Source organism: Hahella sp. HNIBRBA332 (assembly GCF_030719035.1).
Classification (GTDB): Bacteria; Pseudomonadota; Gammaproteobacteria; order Pseudomonadales; family Oleiphilaceae; genus Hahella.
On record NZ_CP132203.1, the window covers coordinates 6373512 to 6393690 of the forward strand.

General features: G+C 55.7%; 15 protein-coding genes and 1 tRNA gene. 12 read left to right on the plus strand and 4 right to left on the minus strand.

Annotated elements, in window-relative coordinates; all coding sequences use genetic code 11:
• The first annotated feature begins 146 nt into the window (after positions 1 to 146).
• On the plus strand, positions 147 to 641 hold the full coding sequence (locus tag O5O45_RS28300) for a hypothetical protein (protein ID WP_305902649.1): 495 nt from the start codon (positions 147 to 149) through the stop codon (positions 639 to 641).
• 149 nt (positions 642 to 790) lie between these two features.
• Here O5O45_RS28300 and O5O45_RS28305 read toward each other — a convergent pair.
• Positions 791 to 867: transfer RNA gene (locus O5O45_RS28305), tRNA-Arg, on the minus strand.
• A 731-nt stretch (positions 868 to 1598) separates the two neighbouring features.
• On the opposite strand from O5O45_RS28305, the gene O5O45_RS28310 reads away from it, so the two are divergent.
• Together O5O45_RS28310 and O5O45_RS28315 are read left to right on the plus strand one after the other, a co-directional pair.
• On the plus strand, positions 1599 to 2282 hold the full coding sequence (locus tag O5O45_RS28310; protein ID WP_305902650.1) for a B3/B4 domain-containing protein: 684 nt from the start codon (positions 1599 to 1601) through the stop codon (positions 2280 to 2282).
• 130 nt (positions 2283 to 2412) lie between these two features.
• Positions 2413 to 3759, plus strand: a complete 1347-nt coding sequence (locus tag O5O45_RS28315; protein ID WP_305902651.1) for a phosphohexomutase domain-containing protein — start codon at positions 2413 to 2415, stop codon at positions 3757 to 3759.
• Positions 3760 to 3855: 96 nt separating this feature from the next.
• Here the strand turns inward: O5O45_RS28315 and O5O45_RS28320 are convergent, their stop codons facing one another.
• Together O5O45_RS28320 and O5O45_RS28325 are read right to left on the minus strand one after the other, a co-directional pair.
• Positions 3856 to 4104, minus strand: a complete 249-nt coding sequence (locus O5O45_RS28320; protein ID WP_279501494.1) for a DUF2845 domain-containing protein — start codon at positions 4102 to 4104, stop codon at positions 3856 to 3858.
• A gap of 17 nt (positions 4105 to 4121) precedes the next feature.
• A complete protein-coding gene (locus O5O45_RS28325) occupies positions 4122 to 4472 on the minus strand; it encodes a hypothetical protein (protein ID WP_305902652.1) in 351 nt (116 codons plus the stop codon).
• Between the two features lie 366 nt (positions 4473 to 4838).
• Between O5O45_RS28325 and O5O45_RS28330 the strand changes: the two genes are divergently transcribed.
• The 7 genes from O5O45_RS28330 (at position 4839) to O5O45_RS28360 (ending at position 13447) form a co-directional block, all read left to right on the plus strand.
• Positions 4839 to 5264: a c-type cytochrome gene (locus O5O45_RS28330; protein ID WP_305902653.1), complete on the plus strand. Its 426-nt coding sequence runs from the start codon at positions 4839 to 4841 to the stop codon at positions 5262 to 5264.
• Between the two features lie 265 nt (positions 5265 to 5529).
• Positions 5530 to 6501: a TRAP transporter substrate-binding protein gene (locus O5O45_RS28335; protein WP_305902654.1), complete on the plus strand. Its 972-nt coding sequence runs from the start codon at positions 5530 to 5532 to the stop codon at positions 6499 to 6501.
• Between the two features lie 97 nt (positions 6502 to 6598).
• Positions 6599 to 7120, plus strand: coding sequence for a TRAP transporter small permease (locus tag O5O45_RS28340; protein WP_305902655.1), 522 nt, complete (start codon positions 6599 to 6601; stop codon positions 7118 to 7120).
• 6 nt (positions 7121 to 7126) lie between these two features.
• Positions 7127 to 8434 carry a TRAP transporter large permease gene (locus O5O45_RS28345; protein WP_305902656.1) on the plus strand — a complete coding sequence of 436 codons (1308 nt, stop codon included), beginning with the start codon at positions 7127 to 7129 and terminating at the stop codon, positions 8432 to 8434.
• Between the two features lie 34 nt (positions 8435 to 8468).
• Entirely contained in the window at positions 8469 to 12113 is a 3645-nt protein-coding gene (locus O5O45_RS28350; RefSeq protein ID WP_305902657.1) for a hydantoinase B/oxoprolinase family protein, read from the plus strand.
• A 105-nt stretch (positions 12114 to 12218) separates the two neighbouring features.
• Positions 12219 to 12725: a winged helix DNA-binding protein gene (locus O5O45_RS28355; protein ID WP_011400127.1), complete on the plus strand. Its 507-nt coding sequence runs from the start codon at positions 12219 to 12221 to the stop codon at positions 12723 to 12725.
• 101 nt (positions 12726 to 12826) lie between these two features.
• A complete protein-coding gene (locus O5O45_RS28360) occupies positions 12827 to 13447 on the plus strand; it encodes a metallophosphatase domain-containing protein (RefSeq protein WP_305902658.1) in 621 nt (206 codons plus the stop codon).
• On the opposite strand, the gene rep is transcribed toward O5O45_RS28360, so the two are convergent.
• The gene (gene rep, locus O5O45_RS28365) at positions 13444 to 15510 is read right to left on the minus strand and encodes a DNA helicase Rep (protein WP_305902659.1); all 2067 of its coding nucleotides are present in this window, start codon (positions 15508 to 15510) and stop codon (positions 13444 to 13446) included. The genes O5O45_RS28360 and rep overlap by 4 nt on opposite strands.
• Before the next feature lie 256 nt (positions 15511 to 15766).
• Here rep and O5O45_RS28370 point away from each other — a divergent pair, with 256 nt between their 5' ends.
• Positions 15767 to 17542: a putative bifunctional diguanylate cyclase/phosphodiesterase gene (locus O5O45_RS28370; protein ID WP_305902660.1), complete on the plus strand. Its 1776-nt coding sequence runs from the start codon at positions 15767 to 15769 to the stop codon at positions 17540 to 17542.
• A 289-nt stretch (positions 17543 to 17831) separates the two neighbouring features.
• Positions 17832 to 20159 carry a Tex family protein gene (locus O5O45_RS28375; RefSeq protein ID WP_305902661.1) on the plus strand — a complete coding sequence of 776 codons (2328 nt, stop codon included), beginning with the start codon at positions 17832 to 17834 and terminating at the stop codon, positions 20157 to 20159.
• Positions 20160 to 20179: the final 20 nt, after the last annotated feature.

The window sequence follows — 20179 nt, forward strand, 5'->3', positions numbered from 1 at the left end:
TAACGGGTCGAAAAACGCCATCCTCGTACAAGCGTAGGGAATAACGCGTATCACTCTACGCGATAAAAATAACACTTACGAACTTAACAAGGATCTATGGAATGTCAGTTCACAGAATAAATGGAATACCCGAATTTTTCGCATATATGAATACCTGGGCTGGTGGGGATGGCTGGTATGTGGTTGGCGGCTGTGCGGCCTGGATGCATATCGCCAGAGCGCCCAGAAACATGTCTGAAGGCGTGGAGGAGTATAGAGCTATTTTTCCGCATGATATTGAAGTGGTCGTGGCGCCAGCGGCCCGAGAGAGGATTATCCAGTCACTGGAAGGAAGAGAGTTGGTGGTCGCTGTTGGCAGTTTTGGCGATCTGGCTGTTGACCTGATTGGAGGCGCGGACGGGATGGTGGCGGAAAAAGTGCGATCCTGCGTGCATATCGCTGGAGGGAATGTCCTCAATATTGATGACATCATCACGGCTTATAATAAATCGGGAAATCCTGAAAAGCAGGCCAAGCGCAAAAAACGCGTCGCGATGCTGAAGTGCGTTAAGGGACACCTGGAACTCAACCAGGATAATATTGACCGTCAGAAACCCGCCCAATCCCTGTTTGAAGAAATGTTCGCAAGGACGAAGAAGTAATCGTTCTTTAAATATAAATCAGATAGTTTCTACTCTATGGGGTCTGTCTAAAGCAGGCTCCATACTTCTTTAATGAACGAAACAGTATAGCGATGCGTTCAAAACAAATAGGCAGTTCGGGGCTTTTCTGTACGATAAGGGAGAGTAAATGGCGCGCCCGAGAGGATTCGAACCTCTGACCTTTGCCTCCGGAGGGCAACGCTCTATCCAGCTGAGCTACGGGCGCTTTAGGGCAGGTTGTGATGTAGAGTTCGTTCGAGACTCAACAAAACAGGGTGCATATGATAGGTAGATTGTAGTTTTCTGTCTATGTCTGAATCGCGTTTGACGCGATTTTTCTTGATTACTCTTCTTTTATTCCGGTCTATGACGAAGATTCTGGTCGTAAGTTGATATGGCCGTTGGCTCTGGTTATGGATGTCCCGCTTCTTTTATTTATGTGTATTTATGCACCACTTTGTTAGTTTGCAGGCGCTTTAGTGGCGCGAATGTGGGCGTCAGCTGGGGCGTCTGCGGCTTGTCTGTTTGATGCTTTTTACGCTAAATCAGAAGGTTAGGGCGTGGCATATTTTATGCTGAACGATTATGGAAGCCTGGCGTTGACGCTGTAGGCCGACGCGCTGAGGGTTGGGCGCTTTTTACTGAGCTTAAAACACTACCGTAATAGTAGGAGTGGACAATGCAATCAGGTCTGGTTAGTACTTGGCGAGACGCAGCAGCCTCTTTCACCTTTGCCGATAGCCCCGGCGCATCCGTCCTTGTAGTTTTGGCGTTAGGAGCGATGGCTTATGCAATGGCGCGCGCCGCCTCCGCACAGCGAGCGCAGAAAAAAGTCTATGTAAGACGCCGGGACGATTGAAGCGATCAGGCAGGGCGAGCTTGTTTTCCCCTGCCTTTTTTTGGCCTGCGCCAGTCAACCATCGCGTTGACCTACGCCCAGCAACAAGGAGTCTAGGGATGGTGGATTTTCAGATGACCCGCGCCGCCGCGCATTTAGGTTTGCAGGTGGTCGCTGTGGCGTTAGAGGACGTGAACAACAGGGACTATACGCCTTATCTGCATGCGCTAAGAAAAGTAAAATTGGCGCAGGTGATGTCGGCGTATCAGGGTTGTGATCTGGACACTGACCCTCATATTGGAGGCTATCGTCGGTTAAAGGAATCGGTGGCGCGATCCTGGAAACGCTTCCCGGTCTCTGTGGAAAACCTGATCGGAATCCTGCGGCGCAATGGCGATATCCCGTTGATCAGTCCTGTGGTGGATATCTACAACTTGATGTCTTTGGAACGAAGAATATCCATTGGCGCCCATGATATCGACAGGCTGGAAGGCGGCGTGCGTCTGGATATCACCCGGGGCATAGAGATGTTCGCCCCCTTGGGGAGTGTGGATCGGGCGCGAGCGCCGGTAGGCGAGTTCGCTTATCTGGATGCCGCTGACCGGGTGCTGTGCAGGATGGATTGCCGACAATCCAGGGAGACTTGTCTGCAGCCGTCGAGCCGTAGGGTTTTATTGATTTTTCAGGGACATGCCGACATGGCTGCGGAGAGCGTGCGCGCCGCCGCCAACAGTTGTATCGATCTAATCCTGACCTACTGCGGCGGCGACTGTACGCAGCGGTTCGAATGTCTGCATGAATGAGGTTTATGGGGTATTTCCACGGCGGAAATATATTCCTTTTGGCGCAGTGCAACGGCCCGATATCCACTTTACAATCGACTTATATTCATTGCAGTCCACATTTACAGACACATACTGGAGTAACGCATTCATGGATCTTAGCTGTTTCAAAGCCTATGACATCAGAGGCCGCGTGCCTGACCAGCTGAATAACGATATCGCGGAACGGATTGGCCGCGCCTATGTTGAGGTGACCGGAGCTAAGAAAGTAGTGGTTGGCTATGACATCCGCCTGTCCAGCCCCGCCATGGCCGAAGCCCTGAGCAAAGGTTTGATGGCGGCAGGCGCTGATGTTTACGACATCGGGCTGTGCGGCACAGAGCAAGTGTATTTCGCGACTTTCTATCACAAGATGGACGGCGGCATCATGGTCACCGCCAGCCACAATCCCCAGGATTACAACGGCATGAAGCTGGTTGGCGTGGACTCCCGCCCGATCAGTTCCGATACTGGCCTGCTGGATATCAAAGGCAAGGTTCCAGGTGAATTCAAAGACGCCGAGAAGCCTGGCTCCTATCACAAACTGGACACCCTGGAAGCCTATATCCAGCATCTGCTGACCTATGTTGACGCGTCTGCGTTGAAGCCAATGAAGGTCGTGGTCAACGCCGGCAACGGCGGCGCAGGTTTGGTTATCGATGAGCTGGAAAAGCACCTGCCGTTTACTTTCGTCAAAGTGCATCACGAGCCAGACGGCCATTTCCCACACGGAGTGCCTAACCCTCTGTTGATGGAGAACCGCGACAGCACTCGGACTGCGCTGCTGGAGTCCGGCGCTGATTTTGGCGTAGCCTGGGATGGCGACTATGACCGCTGCTTCCTGTTTGATGAAACCGGACGCTTCATTGAAGGCTACTACATCGTAGGTTTGCTGGCGGAGCAGCTGCTGCGCAAGCATCCTGGCGCAGGCATCATCCACGATCCGCGTTTGGTCTGGAATACCATCGACGTGGTCGAAGCGGCAGGCGGCAAGGCCATTCAGAGCAAGACCGGCCATGCCTTCATTAAGCAACGTATGCGTGATGAAGACGCGGTGTACGGCGGCGAGATGAGCGCGCACCATTACTTCCGTGATTTCGCCTACTGTGACTCTGGGATGATTCCCTGGCTGATGGTGGCGGACCTGATCAACGCTACCGGCAAGTCGCTGTCCAGTCTGATTGACGATCGCATGAAAAAGTATCCCGCCAGTGGCGAGATCAACCGCACGTTGGAAGACGCTGGCAAAGTGCTGAAAGCGATCGAGGAAGAATACGCGCCCAAGGCGAAATCCGTGAACTTCGTGGATGGCCTGAGTGTGGAATTCGATGACTGGCGCTTTAACCTGCGTATGTCCAACACCGAGCCCCTGGTGCGCTTGAATGTGGAGTCACGTGGGGATCAGGCGTTGATGGAAGCGAAGACCGCGGAACTGCTGGCGAAAATCGACAGCATCTGATTCGGCTGAACTATCGGTATAAAGTCAGATACAGAAAAGGCCGGCGTTCTTCGGAGCGCCGGCCTTTTATTTTATGCGTGACCCGCCCTGAATAGATCAGGGGGCGCGTTTCCAGGAAATATCCACCAGCTTACCGGCTTCAAACCTCAGGATGAACAGGGTTTTGTTGGGCTGCAGATAAATCCAGCGCTCGATTTTGAACTCGCGCGTTTTGTCATCCGTCAGACCATAACCGATCAGACTGACATCGTCTGGCTGGCCGCATTTGGCCTGGACTTCGTAATCCAGATCTGATTCCGAGACCAGATCTTTGCCGCATCGCAGCGCCCAGCTGGAAGCGGACACAGAACAGAGTATAAGTGTCAGGAAGAGGCGCTTAACGCCTGATGAGAGGACCATGCTTGAACCACCGCCATAAACCAGATGATATATAAGGAGGCTATCAGCAGATATATGAACACTCGCTGAACAGGCTTCCTGCCAGATGCTTGCTCTTCCGTCTGACCAACGCTCTCCACCCAGCGGATATAAAGATTGCCGCAAAAACCTGAGATGACCAGAAAGCTGGAAATAATGGGTATCAGCCAAAGTCCGGGGGAGACTACTTCGCCTTGTTTCGCCATTTGGGCGAACAGATACATAGAGCCGATCAAGGCGGCGAGGGCGACGAATTCTGTGATGATGAGGTGGCGTCTATAAGGTGCGAGGCGCATCAGCGTTACCATGACGTTGCTGGATTGGAGTCTGCGCTGAGGGTAATAAGCGCGGCCCCTCCGCTTTTGGCGTCGGGGTAGGCTCGAGCCTTGTGAGCGCGAACAAGTGCGCTCGGATAAGCGCGTCGGGCATTATAGCGGGGCTGGAATGGCGAATCCACTTTTCGTCCCGAGTCGTAGAATGGAGGTCAGTTAACCGCTTTGGAGGCAGGCGATATGAGTCTTTTCAGGCTTTCGCCCGGGAACTGTCATGGATCAAAATGCGCGCCGCAGGTCCTTTGATAACCCGGAGCCTCTGCTTTATTTCTGCGGCGATGCCGTTATAATGCGCCATTAATAATTTTAAGCTGCTGATGAGGATGGGTCGTGAAGACAACCGTGAAAGCGATTACCGCAATGTTGGCGATGGTGTTTGCGGGCACTGTGTGGTCATTAACTCCAGCTGAAGAGAAGATTGCAGAGCGCATTAAGCCCGTAGGCGAAGTGTGCGTGGAAGGTCAGGAATGTAAAGCCGCTCAGGCCGCTGTCGCCGCCGCTGCGCCATCCGGCCCTCGCGAACCGGCTGATATATATGGCAGTAAGTGTTTCACCTGTCACGATACCGGCGTCGCCGGCGCGCCGAAGAAAGGCGATGTGGCGGCCTGGGCTCCACGTATCGAACAAGGCATCGACACATTGGTGACCCATGCGATCAACGGCATCAAAAGTATGCCTCCACGGGGCACTTGTAGCGATTGTACCGACGATGAGATCAAAGCTACTGTCGAGTTTATTGTAGAGCAGAGCCAATAAGCTCTTCTTACGTAGCAAAAGAAACCGCCGCGAGGCGGTTTTTTTTCGCCTGTTGTTTCCTTTTTCTATCCGCCCTCCTTTATTTTTGTGGGCGCTCTGCGTGAGACTCCATTCTTATCAATAGGTTAAATGATCGCCTTATGGCGAATAAAATTCTATTGAATGTAAAATGAATACAAAATGTATTCAAAAAGGATTTTTTATGTAAATATGATCCTTCGATAGCAATTCAGGTCTCCCTGAACCAACAAGAGGTGCAAACCCAATGAGAATAAGAAGACTCTGTTTATCCTTTCTGCTTTCGTTATCCGCATCCACTGGCTTCGCCGCCACTAAATGGGATATGCCTACCCCGTATGCGGATGGGACTCATCACACACAGAATATTCGTGAATTTGCGACGGATATTGAAAAAGCCACTGGCGGCGATCTGAAAATCGTGGTGCATTCCGGCGCCTCCCTGTTTAAGCATCCTGAAATTTTCCGCGCCGTGCGCACCGGTCAGGCTCCCATTGGCGAAGTTTTCATGGGGCTGCTGGGCAATGATGATCCCATCTATAAAGTTGATAACATTCCATTTCTGGTGACCAGTTTTGATGGCGCCAAAAAACTCTATGACGCGAGTCGCCCACACATTGAAAAGAAACTGGAGAAGCAAGGCCTTAAACTGCTCTTCAGCGTGCCTTGGCCGCCTCAGGGCATTTACACCAAGGAAAAACTGGCTGCTATCGACGACCTGAAAGGGCTGAAGATGCGCGCATACAGTCCATCCACATCGCGCTTGTCCATACTCTTGGGCGCGACGCCTACGACCGTCCAGACTCCGGAAATTCCTCAGGCGTTCAGCACCGGCATCATCGACGCCATGGTGACCTCTCCCACGACGGGCGTTTCCAGTCAGGCCTGGGACTTTTCCCGTTATTACATGGATAGCCGCGCCTGGATTCCGAAGAATATGGTGTTCGTGAATCTGCGTTCCTTCAAACGTCTGAGCAAGGAACAGCAGGATGCGGTGCTGCAAGCGGCCAAAGTGGCGGAAGAGCGCGGCTGGAAAATGGCGGAGCAGGAAACCACTGAGAAAACGGCTGATCTGGCCAAGCATGGCATGAATGTGACTGAACCCACACAGGCTTTTATCAGCGAGTTCAGTAAAGTCGGTCAGACCATGGCGAAGGAATGGCAGGACGAAGTCGGCGCCGAAGGCGTTGAAATCGTGAAAGGACTCAACGGCGGCTAATACTCTTGTAGCTATAGCGCCGGTTCTTCGGGCGGGCTCTCAAGAGTCCGCCGCACCAAATAAAAATAATACCCATAAACGCTGTGGGATGATGAAAATGCTGAGACATACGCTCGATTGCCTGTATAAGTCCGGCCTCGTCCTGGCGTCCGTCAGTATGGTGCTGATCTGTCTGCTGATGACGATGCAGATAGTGGGACGCTGGTTTGGTCTGATTGTTCCTTCCGTGGAAGATTTCGTCGGTTACTTCCTGGCCTCGGCCACCTTTTTCGCCTTGGCGTACAGTTTTCGCCACAACAGCCACATCCGCGTGACTTTTCTCACCCGCCAAGTAAAAGGCGTCGCGCAACGTTATGTGGAGCTGTTCAACCTGACCGCATTGCTGATTCTGGTCGGCTTTATCACTTATGCGGTCGGTGCCTTTGTGTGGGAAACCTATGAATTCAACGACGTCAGCTCGGGCTACATCGCCGTACCTTTATGGATGCCGCAAAGCGTGATGTTGGCGGGGCTGGCTTTGTTTTTTATCGCTGTGCTGGACGACTGGATCACCGCCCTGCTCAAACGTAAACCCAGCTACGTGACGGCTCAGGAAGCCGGCGAAGCGGCGGCGGAGTAAGTGTTGATGGATACCTTGCAATTAACGCTTGTGCTGATGGGAGTGTTATTCACTTTCCTGGCGTTTGGCTTCTGGGTTGGCGCAACCCTGTTCACGGTGGCTTTTGTCGCCATGCTGCTTAACGACAACGCGCAGATCGGCGCCATTATGGCGAATACCACCTGGGGCGCTTCTTCCAACTGGACATTGTCCGCGTTGCCTCTCTTCGTCTGGATGGGGGAGATCCTGTTTCGCACCCGGCTGTCGGAGGACCTGTTCGAAGGCCTGGCGCCCTGGCTGCGGCGTCTGCCCGGCGGACTGCTGCACGTGAATATTCTGGGGTGCGGCATATTCGCAGCGGTGTCCGGTTCCTCTGCAGCCACCACCGCCACGGTCGGAAAGATGAGTCTGCCGGAACTGAAAAAGCGTGGGTATGACGAGACCATGGCCATTGGCACTTTGGCCGGTTCCGGCACTCTGGGATTGTTGATTCCGCCCTCGATTATTTTGATCGTCTATGGCGTCGCGGCGGAAGTGTCCATTGACCGCCTGTTCATGGCGGGAGCGATTCCCGGCCTGATGCTGATCTGCCTGTTTATGGGCTACACGGCGATCTGGTCGCTGTTGAACCGGAGCAAGGTGCCTGCGGCGGAAGGCGGGACCGATATGAAAACCAAGCTGATCGCGTTGAAGCGATTGCTGCCGGTCACCTTGCTGATCGGATTCGTCATCGGCTCCATATACGCTGGCTTCGCCACCGCCACCGAGGCGGCCACCTTGGGCGTGCTCGGATCGCTGGCTCTGACTGCTCTAACCGGGTCGTTGAGTTGGGATATGTTCAAACGCAGCCTGATCGGAGCAGTGTGCACTTCCTGCATGATCACCTTTATCCTCGCTGGCGCGTCTTTTCTCACTGTCGCCATGGCGTTCACAGGCATCCCTCGAGAGCTGGCTGAATTCATTGGAGCCATGCAACTGTCTCCGGCATTGCTGATCGTGGCGCTGACGCTGTTCTTTGTTCTACTCGGCTGTTTCCTTGACGGTATTTCCGTCGTGGTGCTGACGACATCGGTCATTCTGCCATTAGCGGAAAAGGCCGGATTCGATTTGGTCTGGTTCGGCATCTATCTGGTGCTGGTGGTGGAAATGTCGCAGATCACGCCGCCGGTCGGCTTCAATCTGTTTGTTATCCAATCCCTGACCGGCAGGGATATTTTCAGGGTGGCCCGCTATGCGACGCCGTTTTTCCTGATCCTGGTGACGGCGGTGGCGCTGCTCAGCAAGTATCCGGAAATAGCGTTGTGGCTACCGCAGACGTTGAGCAGTCGCGGTTGAGCGGGTTTAGAGATTTTTTGAGGTGACAGACACAATGACAACACAGAATACAAACACGGCGGGTGCGGGCAAATGGCGTTTCTGGGTGGACCGGGGCGGCACGTTTACAGATATTGTGGCGCGGAATCCGGCGGGAGAGTTGATCACCCATAAACTGCTTTCTGAAAATCCGGCGCAATACCCTGATGCGGTGCTGGAAGGCGTGCGCGCACTGATGGGCGTTCCCCGTGGGGCGCAAGTCCCTGAGCAAGATATCGAAGAAATCAAAATGGGCACCACGGTGGCCACCAATGCGTTGCTGGAGCACAAAGGCGAACCGGCGCTGCTGGTGGTGAGCAAAGGTTTCGCCGACGTTCTGCGCATCGGTTATCAAACACGCCCGGATCTGTTCGCTCTGGATATCCGTCTGCCGGACATGATCTACGCCGAGGTGGCGGAAGTGGACGAACGCATTAATGCGCAAGGCGAGGTGTTGACGCCGCTTGACGAGACTGGCGCGGAACAGGCGTTGCGCGCGGCCTACGAACGCGGCCTGCGCTCCTGCGCCATTGTGTTCATGCACAGTTACGCGTTCCGCGATCATGAAAGCAAAGTCGCGCAACTGGCGCGGGATATCGGTTTTACCCAGGTGTCGGTGAGCAGTGAATTAAGTCCGCTGATGAAAATCGTCAGCCGAGGCGATACGACTGTGGTGGATGCCTACCTGTCGCCGATTCTTAAACGCTACGTCAACCAGGTGTCAGGACAACTGGGCTCTATGGCCAGCGAGCCGGGGCGGCTGATGTTCATGCAGTCCAATGGGGGGCTGACTGACGCCCGCGTATTCAACGGCAAAGACGCCATCTTGTCCGGTCCCGCCGGCGGCGTGGTGGGTATGGTGAAAACCGCTGAGGCGGCGGGCTTCGAGCAGTTGATCGGTTTCGACATGGGGGGCACTTCCACGGACGTGTGTCATTATCGCGGCGAGTATGAACGCAGCTTCGAAACGGAAGTGGCCGGGTTCCGTCTGCAAACGCCGATGATGTCGATTCATACGGTGGCGGCCGGCGGCGGCTCGGTGCTTAAGTTTGATGGCTCGCGCTATCGCGTGGGGCCTGAATCCGCCGGCGCTTACCCGGGACCAGCCTGTTATCGCAATGGCGGTCCTCTGACGGTGACTGACTGCAACGTCATGCTGGGCAAACTGCAGGCGGATTATTTCCCGAAAGTGTTTGGCCCCAAAGCGAATCAGTCGCTGGACGCAGAGTGCGTACGGGAGAAGTTTGCGGCCCTGGCCCAGCAGATCCAGGAACAGACGGGCGATAACCGTACGCCGGAACAGGTGGCGGAAGGCTTCCTGGCGATAGCGGTGGATAACATGGCGCACGCCATCAAGCACATCTCCACCCAGCGCGGCTACGATGTGCAGGACTATACCCTCTGTTGCTTTGGCGGCGCTGGCGGCCAGCATGCCTGTCTGGTGGCGGACGCTTTGGGAATGAAACGGGTATTTCTACATCCCTACGCCGGCGTTTTGTCCGCCTTCGGCATGGGGCTAGCGGATGTGCGGGAGATGGCGGAAACCACGGTGGAAAAACCATTGTCGAACGCGTTGATTGCGGAGTTGACGCCGCTGGTCGAGCGCATGACCCAGGACGCCGCCGCCAAACTGACGGAGCAACGGGTGCCGGCCGCGCGCATTGAGTCCTCCGCGCGTCTGCATATCAAGTATCAAGGCTCCGATACTTCCATTCTGGTGGCGCTGGATGCAGTGGATGCCGTGCGTCAGGCGTTTTCCATCGAGCATGAGAAGCGCTTCGGATTTGTCGTTGCGGACAAAACGCTCATGGTAGAGGCGGTGCAAGTGGAAGTCTCCGGTCGCGGCGATGCGCAAGTTGCGGCGACCGCGCCTTGTCAGGGCGGTGAGCTGACTCCGGATAAAGTGCTGCCGCTGACGACGGGCGGCGAGCAGTATCAGGCGCCTTTCTATGTGCGTGAGAATATTCCCCAGGGACGCGCCATTGATGGTCCTGCGGTGATTGTGGAGAAAATCGGCGCGATCGTGGTGGAACCGGGCTGGCGGGCGCAACTGACGGATCGCAATGACGTGGTGCTGGAGCGCGTCGCCGCGCGTCCGCAGCGTCATTCGATAGGCACTGACGCCGACCCGGTGATGCTGGAGATCTTCAATAACCTGTACATGTTCATCGCAGAACAAATGGGGCTGGTGCTGCAAAACACGGCGGTGTCGGTGAACATCAAAGAGCGACTGGATTTCTCCTGTGCGATTTTTGACGCAGAAGGCGAGCTGGTGGCCAACGCGCCGCACATGCCGGTGCATCTGGGCTCCATGAGCCACAGCATCAAGACGGTGATGGCGCGCAACGCCGGAACCATGCGCCCCGGCGACGTGTTCATGCTGAATGATCCCTATAACGGCGGCACCCATTTGCCGGATATCACCGTGATCAAGCCTGTGTTCGACAGCGCAGGAGCAAACATCTGCTTTTATGTGGCGTCACGAGGACATCATGCGGATGTGGGCGGTGTGGCGCCGGGCTCCATGCCGTCGGATTCCAGTCATATAGATGAAGAAGGCATTCTGCTGGATAACGTCAAACTGGTGGACGCGGGCGTCTTCCAGGAGAAAATGACTCGGGAGCTGTTCCTGTCCGGTCCTCATCCGGCGCGCAATATCGAGTTCACGATTGCGGACCTGCGCGCCCAGGTGGCGGCCTGCGAGGCGGGGGTGCAGGCGCTGCAGAAAGTCGTGTCCCAGTACGGCCTGGAAGTGGTGCAGGCTTACATGAAGCACGTGCAGGAAAATGCGGAAGAGTGCGTGCGTCGGGTCATTGATGTGCTGTCTGATGGCGAATTCGAATACGCCATGGACGACGGCCATAAGGTGCAAGTGAAGATTCAAGTGGATCGCAATCAGCGCACGGCGACAGTGGACTTCACCGGCTCCAGCCCGCAGCACCCGCACAACTACAATGCGCCGCTGGCGGTAGTGCATGCGGCGGTGCTGTATGTGTTCCGCTGTCTGGTCAATGATCAGATTCCGCTCAACGGAGGTTGCCTGCGGCCGTTGCAGATCATTGTCCCGGAAGGCTCCATGCTGAACCCTTGTTATCCCGCCGCCGTGGTGGCGGGCAATGTAGAGGTATCCCAGCTGGTGGTGGACGCGTTATTTGGCGCTTTGGGCGTGAAGGGCGCAGCCCAGGGCACGATGAACAACCTGACCTGGGGCGACGATGAGTTCCAGTATTACGAAACCATCTGCGGCGGCGACGGCGCTACGGCCAACGCCGACGGCGCCGGGCCGGTGCATACGCACATGACCAACTCGCGTCTGACCGACCCGGAAGTGCTGGAGTGGCGTTTCCCGGTATTGCTGGAGGAGTTCAAGGTGCGGCGCGGATCTGGCGGCGACGGGCAGCATCGCGGCGGCGACGGCGTATGTCGCAGTCTGCGATTCCTCAAGCCGATGCAGGTGAGCATCCTGTCCAACCGGCGGGAAGTGGCGCCTTATGGCGCATCCGGCGGCGAGCCTGGGCAAGTGGGGGTGAACAGGGTCATTCGCCGTGACGGCGGTGTCCAGAATTTAGGCGCTCAGGTCAGCCTGCAACTGGAAGCGGGAGATCGTCTGCAAATCGAAACGCCGGGAGGCGGTGGTTTCGGCGAGTCGCAAAAGGACTAGACAACGCCTGACGGAGCGGCTTTCGGCGGCGGGATTAGACATTGCCCGGCGCCGAAAGTATGCTCTGCCCACATTGGCGCGACCAAGAAGGAAACAACACACACCATGACAAAATCAAGAATCGTCTCCTCCAGCCACCTGCTCAATGAGCGCAGCGTTGAGCTCAGCGAGTTCGAGTACGCATTGATAATGGCTGAAAACACATTCCAGCGCTGGTTGGTGCACTGCATGTCCGCGGCGGGCAATAAAGAGCTCAGCACCATCGATATCCTGGTGCTGCACAACGTCTATCACCGCGAGCGCCCCAAGCGCATCGCCGATATCTGTTTCATTCTGCATATCGACGACACCCACACTGTGTCTTACTCCCTGCGCAAGCTGGCGAAAATGGGCTTGGTGACCAGTGAAAAAGTCGGCAAGGAAACCTTTTACTCCGCCACGGAAAGCGGCGCGGAGCTCTGTCTCAAGTACCGGGAAGTGCGCAATGACTGTCTGGTGGATACCTTGCTCACCACCGGCATCAGCAATGAGGAGATCGGCGAAGTGGCGCGGGTGTTGCGCACCCTGACCGGCGTTTACGATCAGGCCGCCAGGGCCGCCGCCTCCTTATAACGACTGGGGTGATTGCTAACTGAGACAAAGCGGTCGTTTTCATTCTGGGTCTTTGGGTATGATGCCTGATTGGCAGTTTCAATCGGAGAAGGAAGATTCAGATGAAGTGCGTCGCCATCAGCGATACCCATGGCATGTATGACAAGATCGATATTCCCGACGGGGATGTGTTGATTCATGCAGGAGATATATTCGGGCAAGGCAAATTAAGGGAGGTGGAAGCGTTCAACGCCTTTCTCGGCGCCTTGCCTCATCGGGTGAAAATCGTCATTGCGGGCAATCATGACTGGTGTTTCGCACGGGAAGAAGAAGCCTGCCGCACCCTGTTGACCCATGCGGTGTATCTGCAGGACGAGGCGGTCACCATTGATGGCGTCAAATTTTACGGCTCTCCCTGGCAACCCTTTTTCCACAACTGGGCGTTTAATCTGCAACGGGGGCGGGAACTGAAAGCCAAGTGGGATCTGATAGACGCAGACACTGATGTGTTGATTACCCACGGCCCGGCCTTCGGCGTTCATGATCAGACGGTTGGCGGCCTGAGCGTGGGCTGTGAGGAACTGGCCCACGCCATCACGCGCATTCGCCCCCGCTTCCACGTGTGCGGGCACATCCATGAAAGCTATGGCGTCGTTGAAAAAGGCGGCTGCACCTATATCAACGCCAGCATCGCCAATCATCGCTTTCAGCCGGAGAACACGCCGGTGATCTTCGAGGTTTAGTCTCCCAGATCCCGTAATAGCGCATCCAGAGTGGCGCGTCCGCGCGCCTGATTACGCTCTTCATTACGTTGGCCCAGGCCTTCCCACACCAGATCCTCTTGCGGCATTTCGTCGAGGAAGCGGCTGGGAATGGTCTCTATCTTCTCGCCGAACTGCTTGCGTTCGGAGCAGAAGGTCAGGCACAAACTGCGTTGAGCGCGGGTGATGCCCACATACATCAGGCGGCGCTCTTCCTCGATCTGGTTGGTTTCTATGCTGTTGCGGTGAGGCAGGATGTCCTCCTCCAGTCCCATGATGAATACATGGGGAAATTCCAGACCTTTGGACGCATGCAGGGTCAGCAGGTGCACCTTATCCTCGTCCTCTTCTTCTTTCTGCTGATCCATGATATCCCGCAACAGCAGCTTGCCAATGGCGTCCTTGAGCGTCATCTGCTCTTCCGCTGCGGCGTCGTACTCCAGCATGCGCGCTACCTGATCCAGCAGAATCCACACGTTGGCCATGCGCCGCTCCGCCTGTTGCGGCGAGGTGCTGTTCTGCAGCAACCACTCTTCGTAATCGATGCGAGTAAAAAGCTGTTTCAGCACAGGGACCGCGTCGTGCTCCTCTTCACACTTCTGGCCGGTGTGCAGGATGATCTCCGAAAACTCGCGCAGGTGATCCAGTGTTTTGCCGGTCAGCACGCTTTCCAATCCGAATTCGGAGATGGCGGAAAACAGACTGATCTTGCGTGATTCCGCGTAGGAAGACAGCTTTTCCAGGGTCACTGGCCCAATTTCCCGCCGCGGCACGTTGACCACCCGCAGGAAAGCGGCGTCGTCATCCGGGTTGGCCAGCAGACGCAGGTAAGACATGGCGTCTTTGATCTCGTTGCGGGAGAAAAAGGACGTGCCGCCGCTGATGCGATAGGGAATCTGGTAAGCCTGCAGCTTGAGCTCCAGCAGGCGGGACTGGTGATTGCCACGGTACAGCACAGAGAAATCCTTGAACTGAGCCCGTTTTTTCAGACGCATATCAATGATTTCTGAGGCGATGCGCTCCGCTTCCGCTTCTTCGTTGCGCACGCGGATAATGCGGATTTCATCTCCCATGCCCAGCTGACTCCACAGCGCTTTTTCGTAAACATGGGGATTATTGGCGATCAGGACGTTGGCGGCTTTCAGAATACGCGCGGTAGAGCGGTAGTTCTGTTCCAGCTTGACCAGTTTCAGCGTCGGAAAGTCCTTCTGCAGACGCGCCAGGTTCTCCGGACGGGCCCCGCGCCAGGCGTAAATGGACTGGTCGTCGTCGCCCACCACAGTGAAGGCCTGTCGCCCCGCCACCAGTTGTTGCACCAGCTCGTACTGGCTGAGGTTGGTGTCCTGATATTCGTCCACCAGAAGATAGCGGATACGCAGGCGCCACGCTGCCAATATTTCCGGGTGGTTGCGGAACAGCATCACCGGCATCAGGATGAGGTCGTCGAAGTCCACCGCATTATAAGCGCGCAGATAATGGTCGTAACGTTCATACAGGCGTGCGGCGGTGAGATCTTCGGGGGTGATCGCCTGCTTTATCGCCTGCGCTGGCGTCAACATGTCGTTTTTCCAGTTGGAGAAGTGCGCCTGCAATTGGTCGACGTCTTCTTCCGCTTCATCAAATTCCTTGAACAGCAGGTCTTTGATGATGGCCTTGCAGTCCTGCTGATCGAAAATGGAGAAGCCGGGCTTCAGGCCCACAGCTTTATGCTCCAGGCGAATGATGTTCATCCCCAGGTTATGAAAGGTGGAAACTGTCAGCCCTCTGGCGGCGGGTCCCGAGACCAGCGCGCTGACCCTTTCTTTCATTTCCCGCGCGGCTTTGTTGGTGAACGTCACCGCTGCGATATGTTTGGCCTTGATCCCGCATTCTTCGATCAGATAGGCGATTTTTCGCGTAATTACACTGGTTTTGCCGCTGCCTGCGCCGGCGAGCACCAGTAGGGGGCCGTCTATGTACTTAACGGCTTCACGTTGACGGGGATTGAGTTGCGACACGGTTTGCTCATGGCTGGGGGAAAACTGGGGCGGCATTTTACCAGACATTCTCATCGCGGTTGATAACGAATGCTTATAACGGGGAGACGCGCCCGCACAATAATTTCCGAGGCCGACAGGAAAAAATAGCGAAAATGGTCTAAATGTTAAGTGTTGTCACTGAAATTCTAACAATCAATATAAGCTGCAATAACGCCATAGCTAAATTGCCGTAAAAGAGGGCGTTAGTTGCAAATGTTAACCGCCGCCGTGAATAAGTTCTGCCATCACACTGCGTTAAGTCGTGGTCGAGGGGATTTATTGCATGAGCGAGCATGTCGGACAATCTCTTATGAATCCGGATCAATCTGGCGTTCGGGCCGTCTCCTGCACTGAAGACAATGTGGATGTGCTGGCGGTGGTGAAGTCGCATTGCGACTTTCTCTGGCTGCAACACCTGACCGCCGCTGAGCCGGATATTCAACTACACTGGTGCAACAGCATTCCCATGGCCATGGACATACTGCGCAAACGCAAGTTTGACATGGTGCTATGGGAGGAAAACCAGTTTGATGGCGACAAAGACAGCTTTCTGCGCATTCTTTCCCACCATGCGGATGCGCCAGTCGTTGCGCTGGGGCCCTTCGCCCAGGAACGGCACGCCCGCGGCTTGATTCTGGCCGGCGCTGCGGATTACCTGTGCAAATCTTCCCTGGATGCGTCTTTGCTGGTGCGGGCGTTGCGCAGGGTCTGGTATCGCGAGCTGTTCCGCCTGGATTTTGAAATGCGGGAGCAATTGGACAGCCTGACCGGCATCCTCGACCGCGCCCGGTTTTATGATCGTCTGCATCAGGCGATTCTGCGTGCAGAACGGGCCAAGCATCGGGTTGGCCTGATCTTCGTGAATGTGGATGAGTTCCGTACGGTGAACCAGTCCCTGGGCTATCGGGCGGGGGACATTCTGATCAAGATGATGGCGGCGCGCTTGCGTCAGGTGTTGCGGCGTTCGGACTGCCTGGCCCGGGTGGGTGGGGACGAGTTTGCGGTGATTCTTGAGGATGGACAGGAAAGCTTCAGCCTGATCAATGTGGCCAAGAAAATGGCCAATGTATTCGAGCAGGCGTTTGTGGTGAATCAACACCCGGTGAATTTGACCGCATCCATGGGCATGGCGGTGTTCCCGGAATCTGGCGACAGCGCGGACTTGCTGCTGCGTCGCGCCAACCAGGCGATGTTTGACGCCAAGAAAGAGCATGGCGTCAGTTACCGTTTCTTTAATGACCGTATGAATCGGGAACTGGATATGCGCCTGGAGCTGGAGACCGAGTTCCGGCAGGCGCTGCGGGGCGATAAGCTGGATCTCTATTATCAGCCAAAAATCGATGTGCGCAGCGGCGAGGTGGTGGGCATGGAAGCGTTGGTGCGCTGGCCGCATCCGCGCCTGGGCGTATTGACTCCGGCGGCCTTTATCGCCGCCGCCGAACGCAGCAGCCTGATTATTCCCATGGGATATTGGGTGCTGGAGCGCGCATGCCGGGACCTGAATATGCTGCAGACCATGGGATATGACGATCTGGTTTGTGCGGTGAACCTGTCATTTCGTCAGTTCTTCGACAGACGCTTGTCGGAAACGGTATTTCGCATCATCTATAACGCCAACATCGACACCACCAAGTTTGAGTTTGAGCTGACCGAGTCCGCCATGATGTTTGACCGGGACTACACGCTCAAGTGTCTGAAAGAGTTGACTCATTTGGGGCTGCATTTCGCTCTGGATGACTTCGGAACGGGGTATTCCTCGTTCACCAACTTGCGCAACCTGCCTATCTCCACTGTGAAGATAGACAAGTCCTTTATCGAAAATGTCTGCACGATTGCCGAAGACGCCACGTTGGTCAGTGGGATGATATCCCTGGCGCATAGCCTGTCCATGACGGTTGTCGCCGAAGGCGTAGAAAAACCTGAGCAGTTGGACTTTCTGCGCCAGCACAATTGCGATCAGGCCCAAGGCTATTGGTTCGCGCGCCCGCTGCCTTTCCATGAATTCTGCGATTTTCTGCAAGTGGCCGGCGACCTGCGCCGCCTGCGCAAGCAGCAATGAGTAAGGGCTGGCCTGTCCAAACCGCAATTCCCCTGTCTGTTTTGGCTCTTCTTGTTTGAGGCCTGATCTATATAATGGGACGCCCGGAATATAAGACCGTCAGCCGCATCCCCTATGTCGGAGGCGTCGCCCAAGGCCTGCTGTAACTGCAATGGCCATTGATTGATAAGGAATTTCTTGAGTAAAAGGACGGGGCCGCGCAAGACTATCGCTCCCCAATAGGCAATGGGGGAACGAGCTGGCGAAATTCAGCAGATATTATGCAAAGAACTGAGTAAACAGGTTTTTAATGGAAAAGATTTATCGCGTTATCGCCCAAGAACTCAACGCCAAAACCGAGCAGGTTGCGGCGGCCGTCACGCTGCTAGATGAAGGGGCTACCGTTCCATTTATCTCCCGCTATCGTAAGGAAGTCACTGGGGGGCTTGATGACACTCAAATGCGTCATCTGGAAGACCGTCTACGCTACCTGCGTGAAATGGAAGATCGGCGGCAGACCATTCTGAGCAGCATTGAGGAACAGGGCAAACTCACTGATGAGTTGCGCGCGCAGATCATCGATGCGGACACCAAAAACCGCCTGGAGGATTTGTATCTTCCATATAAACCCAAACGCCGCACCAAAGCGCAGATCGCCAAAGAGGCTGGACTGGAGCCTCTGGCGGAGCAGTTGCTGGCGGATCCCACTCTGGTTCCTGACACCCTGGCGGAAGGCTTCGTGGATGCGGACAAAGGCGTCGCCGATGTTAAAGCGGCGTTGGAAGGCGCTCGCTACATTCTGATGGAGCGCTTTGCTGAGGACGCTGAGTTGATTGGCCGCCTGCGTGAGCACCTTTGGGGGCAGGGCATATTGAAAGTGGCTGTCGTAGAAGGCAAAGAGCAGGACGGCGCTAAATTCCGCGACTATTTTGAGCATCAGGAGCCGCTGAAAGGCGTTCCTTCACACCGCGCGCTGGCTGTTTTCCGCGGCCGTAACGAAGGTGTACTGAGCTTCCAGATCGTGTTGCCGGACGAGCCTGAATCGCGACTGGAGCCGCATCCCTGTGAAAACATCGTCGCCGCACACTGGCGCATCAGCGACAAAGGTCGCGCCGCCGACGGCTGGTTAAAAGACGTGGTGCGCTGGACCTGGCGCGTCAAGCTGCTGACACAGTTGGAGACGGATCTGATGGGCAGAATTCGCGAGCGTGCGGAAGAAGAGGCCATCAACGTATTCGGCAGCAACCTCAAGGATCTGCTGCTGGCGGCGCCGGCGGGCGCCAAGGCCACGATGGGACTGGATCCCGGGCTGCGCACCGGTGTCAAAGTGGCGGTAATCGACGCCACCGGCAAGTTCGTCGATCACGCCACGATTTATCCTCACGCGCCGAAAAATCAGTGGTCGCAATCCATTGCGCAATTGGCGGCCCTGTGCGCCAAGCACAAAGTGGAGTTGGTCAGTATCGGCAACGGCACGGCTTCCAGAGAAACTGACAAGCTGGTTGCTGACCTGATCAAACAGTTCCCGCAACTCAAGCTGACCAAAATTATGGTCAATGAATCCGGCGCCTCTATTTATTCCGCTTCGGAATACGCCGCGAAAGAATTCCCGGATTTGGACGTGACTATCCGTGGCGCGGTGTCTATCGCACGCCGCTTGCAGGATCCGCTGGCCGAGCTGGTGAAAATCGATCCCAAATCCATCGGCGTGGGCCAGTATCAGCACGACGTCAGCCAGACACAGCTGGCGCGTACGCTGGACGCGGTGGTGGAGGATTGCGTTAACGCGGTGGGTGTGGACGTCAATACTGCATCTGCGCCTTTGCTGGCGAGGGTGGCGGGTCTGAATCAGACGCTGGCCGGCAACATCGTGGCTTATCGCGACGCCAAGGGCGCGTTTCTCAATCGTCAACAGTTGCTTAAAGTGCCGCGTCTGGGAGACAAGACCTACGAACAGGCCGCCGGTTTCCTGCGCATCATGAACGGCGACAACCCGCTGGACGCCTCTGCAGTGCACCCGGAAGCCTATGTTGTGGTAAATAAAATCGCAGAAAAAAATGGCCGGGACTTGCGATCCCTGGTTGGCGACACCACATTCTTACGCAGCCTGAAAGCGAATGATTACGTGGATGAACATTTTGGCGTTCCCACGGTCAAAGATATTCTGGCCGAGCTGGATAAACCGGGCCGCGATCCGCGCCCTGAATTCAAGTTCGCTCAGTACCAGGAAGGCGTTGAGGACATTAAGGACCTTAAGCCCGGCATGGTGCTGGAAGGCGCTGTCACCAACGTGACCAACTTCGGCGCGTTTGTGGATATCGGCGTGCATCAGGATGGCCTGGTGCATATCTCCGCTCTGTCGCACAAGTTCGTCAAAGACCCCAGGGAAGTGGTCAAAGCGGGCGACATAGTGAAGGTGAAGGTGATCGAAGTGGACGCGGCGCGTAAGCGCATCGCATTGAGCATGCGTCTGGACGATGACGTGCAAAGCGCCGGCGGCGCAGGCGCTCGCGACGCCGGACGGCAGCCTCAAAAACAAAAGAGGAATGCCGGCAACGAATCCGCTGCGGGAGGCATGGGCTCGTTCGGCGCCTTGTTGTTGAAAGCGCAGAAGCAGCAACCAGGAAAGAAAGGCTAGTATTTAAATATAACTGCCGT

Bases quoted from the DNA above. Each gene is read 5' to 3' on its own strand.
- O5O45_RS28315 (WP_305902651.1), top strand. From the start codon at position 2,413: ATGGATCTTAGCTGTTTCAAAGCCTATGACATCAGAGGCCGCGTGCCT.
- O5O45_RS28325 (WP_305902652.1), bottom strand. From the start codon at position 4,472: ATGCGCCTCGCACCTTATAGACGCCACCTCATCATCACAGAATTCGTC.
- O5O45_RS28345 (WP_305902656.1), top strand. From the start codon at position 7,127: ATGGATACCTTGCAATTAACGCTTGTGCTGATGGGAGTGTTATTCACT.
- rep (WP_305902659.1), bottom strand. From the start codon at position 15,510: ATGTCTGGTAAAATGCCGCCCCAGTTTTCCCCCAGCCATGAGCAAACC.
- O5O45_RS28335 (WP_305902654.1), top strand. From the start codon at position 5,530: ATGAGAATAAGAAGACTCTGTTTATCCTTTCTGCTTTCGTTATCCGCA.
- O5O45_RS28355 (WP_011400127.1), top strand. From the start codon at position 12,219: ATGACAAAATCAAGAATCGTCTCCTCCAGCCACCTGCTCAATGAGCGC.
- O5O45_RS28370 (WP_305902660.1), top strand. From the start codon at position 15,767: ATGAGCGAGCATGTCGGACAATCTCTTATGAATCCGGATCAATCTGGC.
- O5O45_RS28300 (WP_305902649.1), top strand. From the start codon at position 147: ATGAATACCTGGGCTGGTGGGGATGGCTGGTATGTGGTTGGCGGCTGT.
- O5O45_RS28375 (WP_305902661.1), top strand. From the start codon at position 17,832: ATGGAAAAGATTTATCGCGTTATCGCCCAAGAACTCAACGCCAAAACC.
- O5O45_RS28310 (WP_305902650.1), top strand. From the start codon at position 1,599: ATGGTGGATTTTCAGATGACCCGCGCCGCCGCGCATTTAGGTTTGCAG.
- O5O45_RS28360 (WP_305902658.1), top strand. From the start codon at position 12,827: ATGAAGTGCGTCGCCATCAGCGATACCCATGGCATGTATGACAAGATC.
- O5O45_RS28340 (WP_305902655.1), top strand. From the start codon at position 6,599: ATGCTGAGACATACGCTCGATTGCCTGTATAAGTCCGGCCTCGTCCTG.
- O5O45_RS28350 (WP_305902657.1), top strand. From the start codon at position 8,469: ATGACAACACAGAATACAAACACGGCGGGTGCGGGCAAATGGCGTTTC.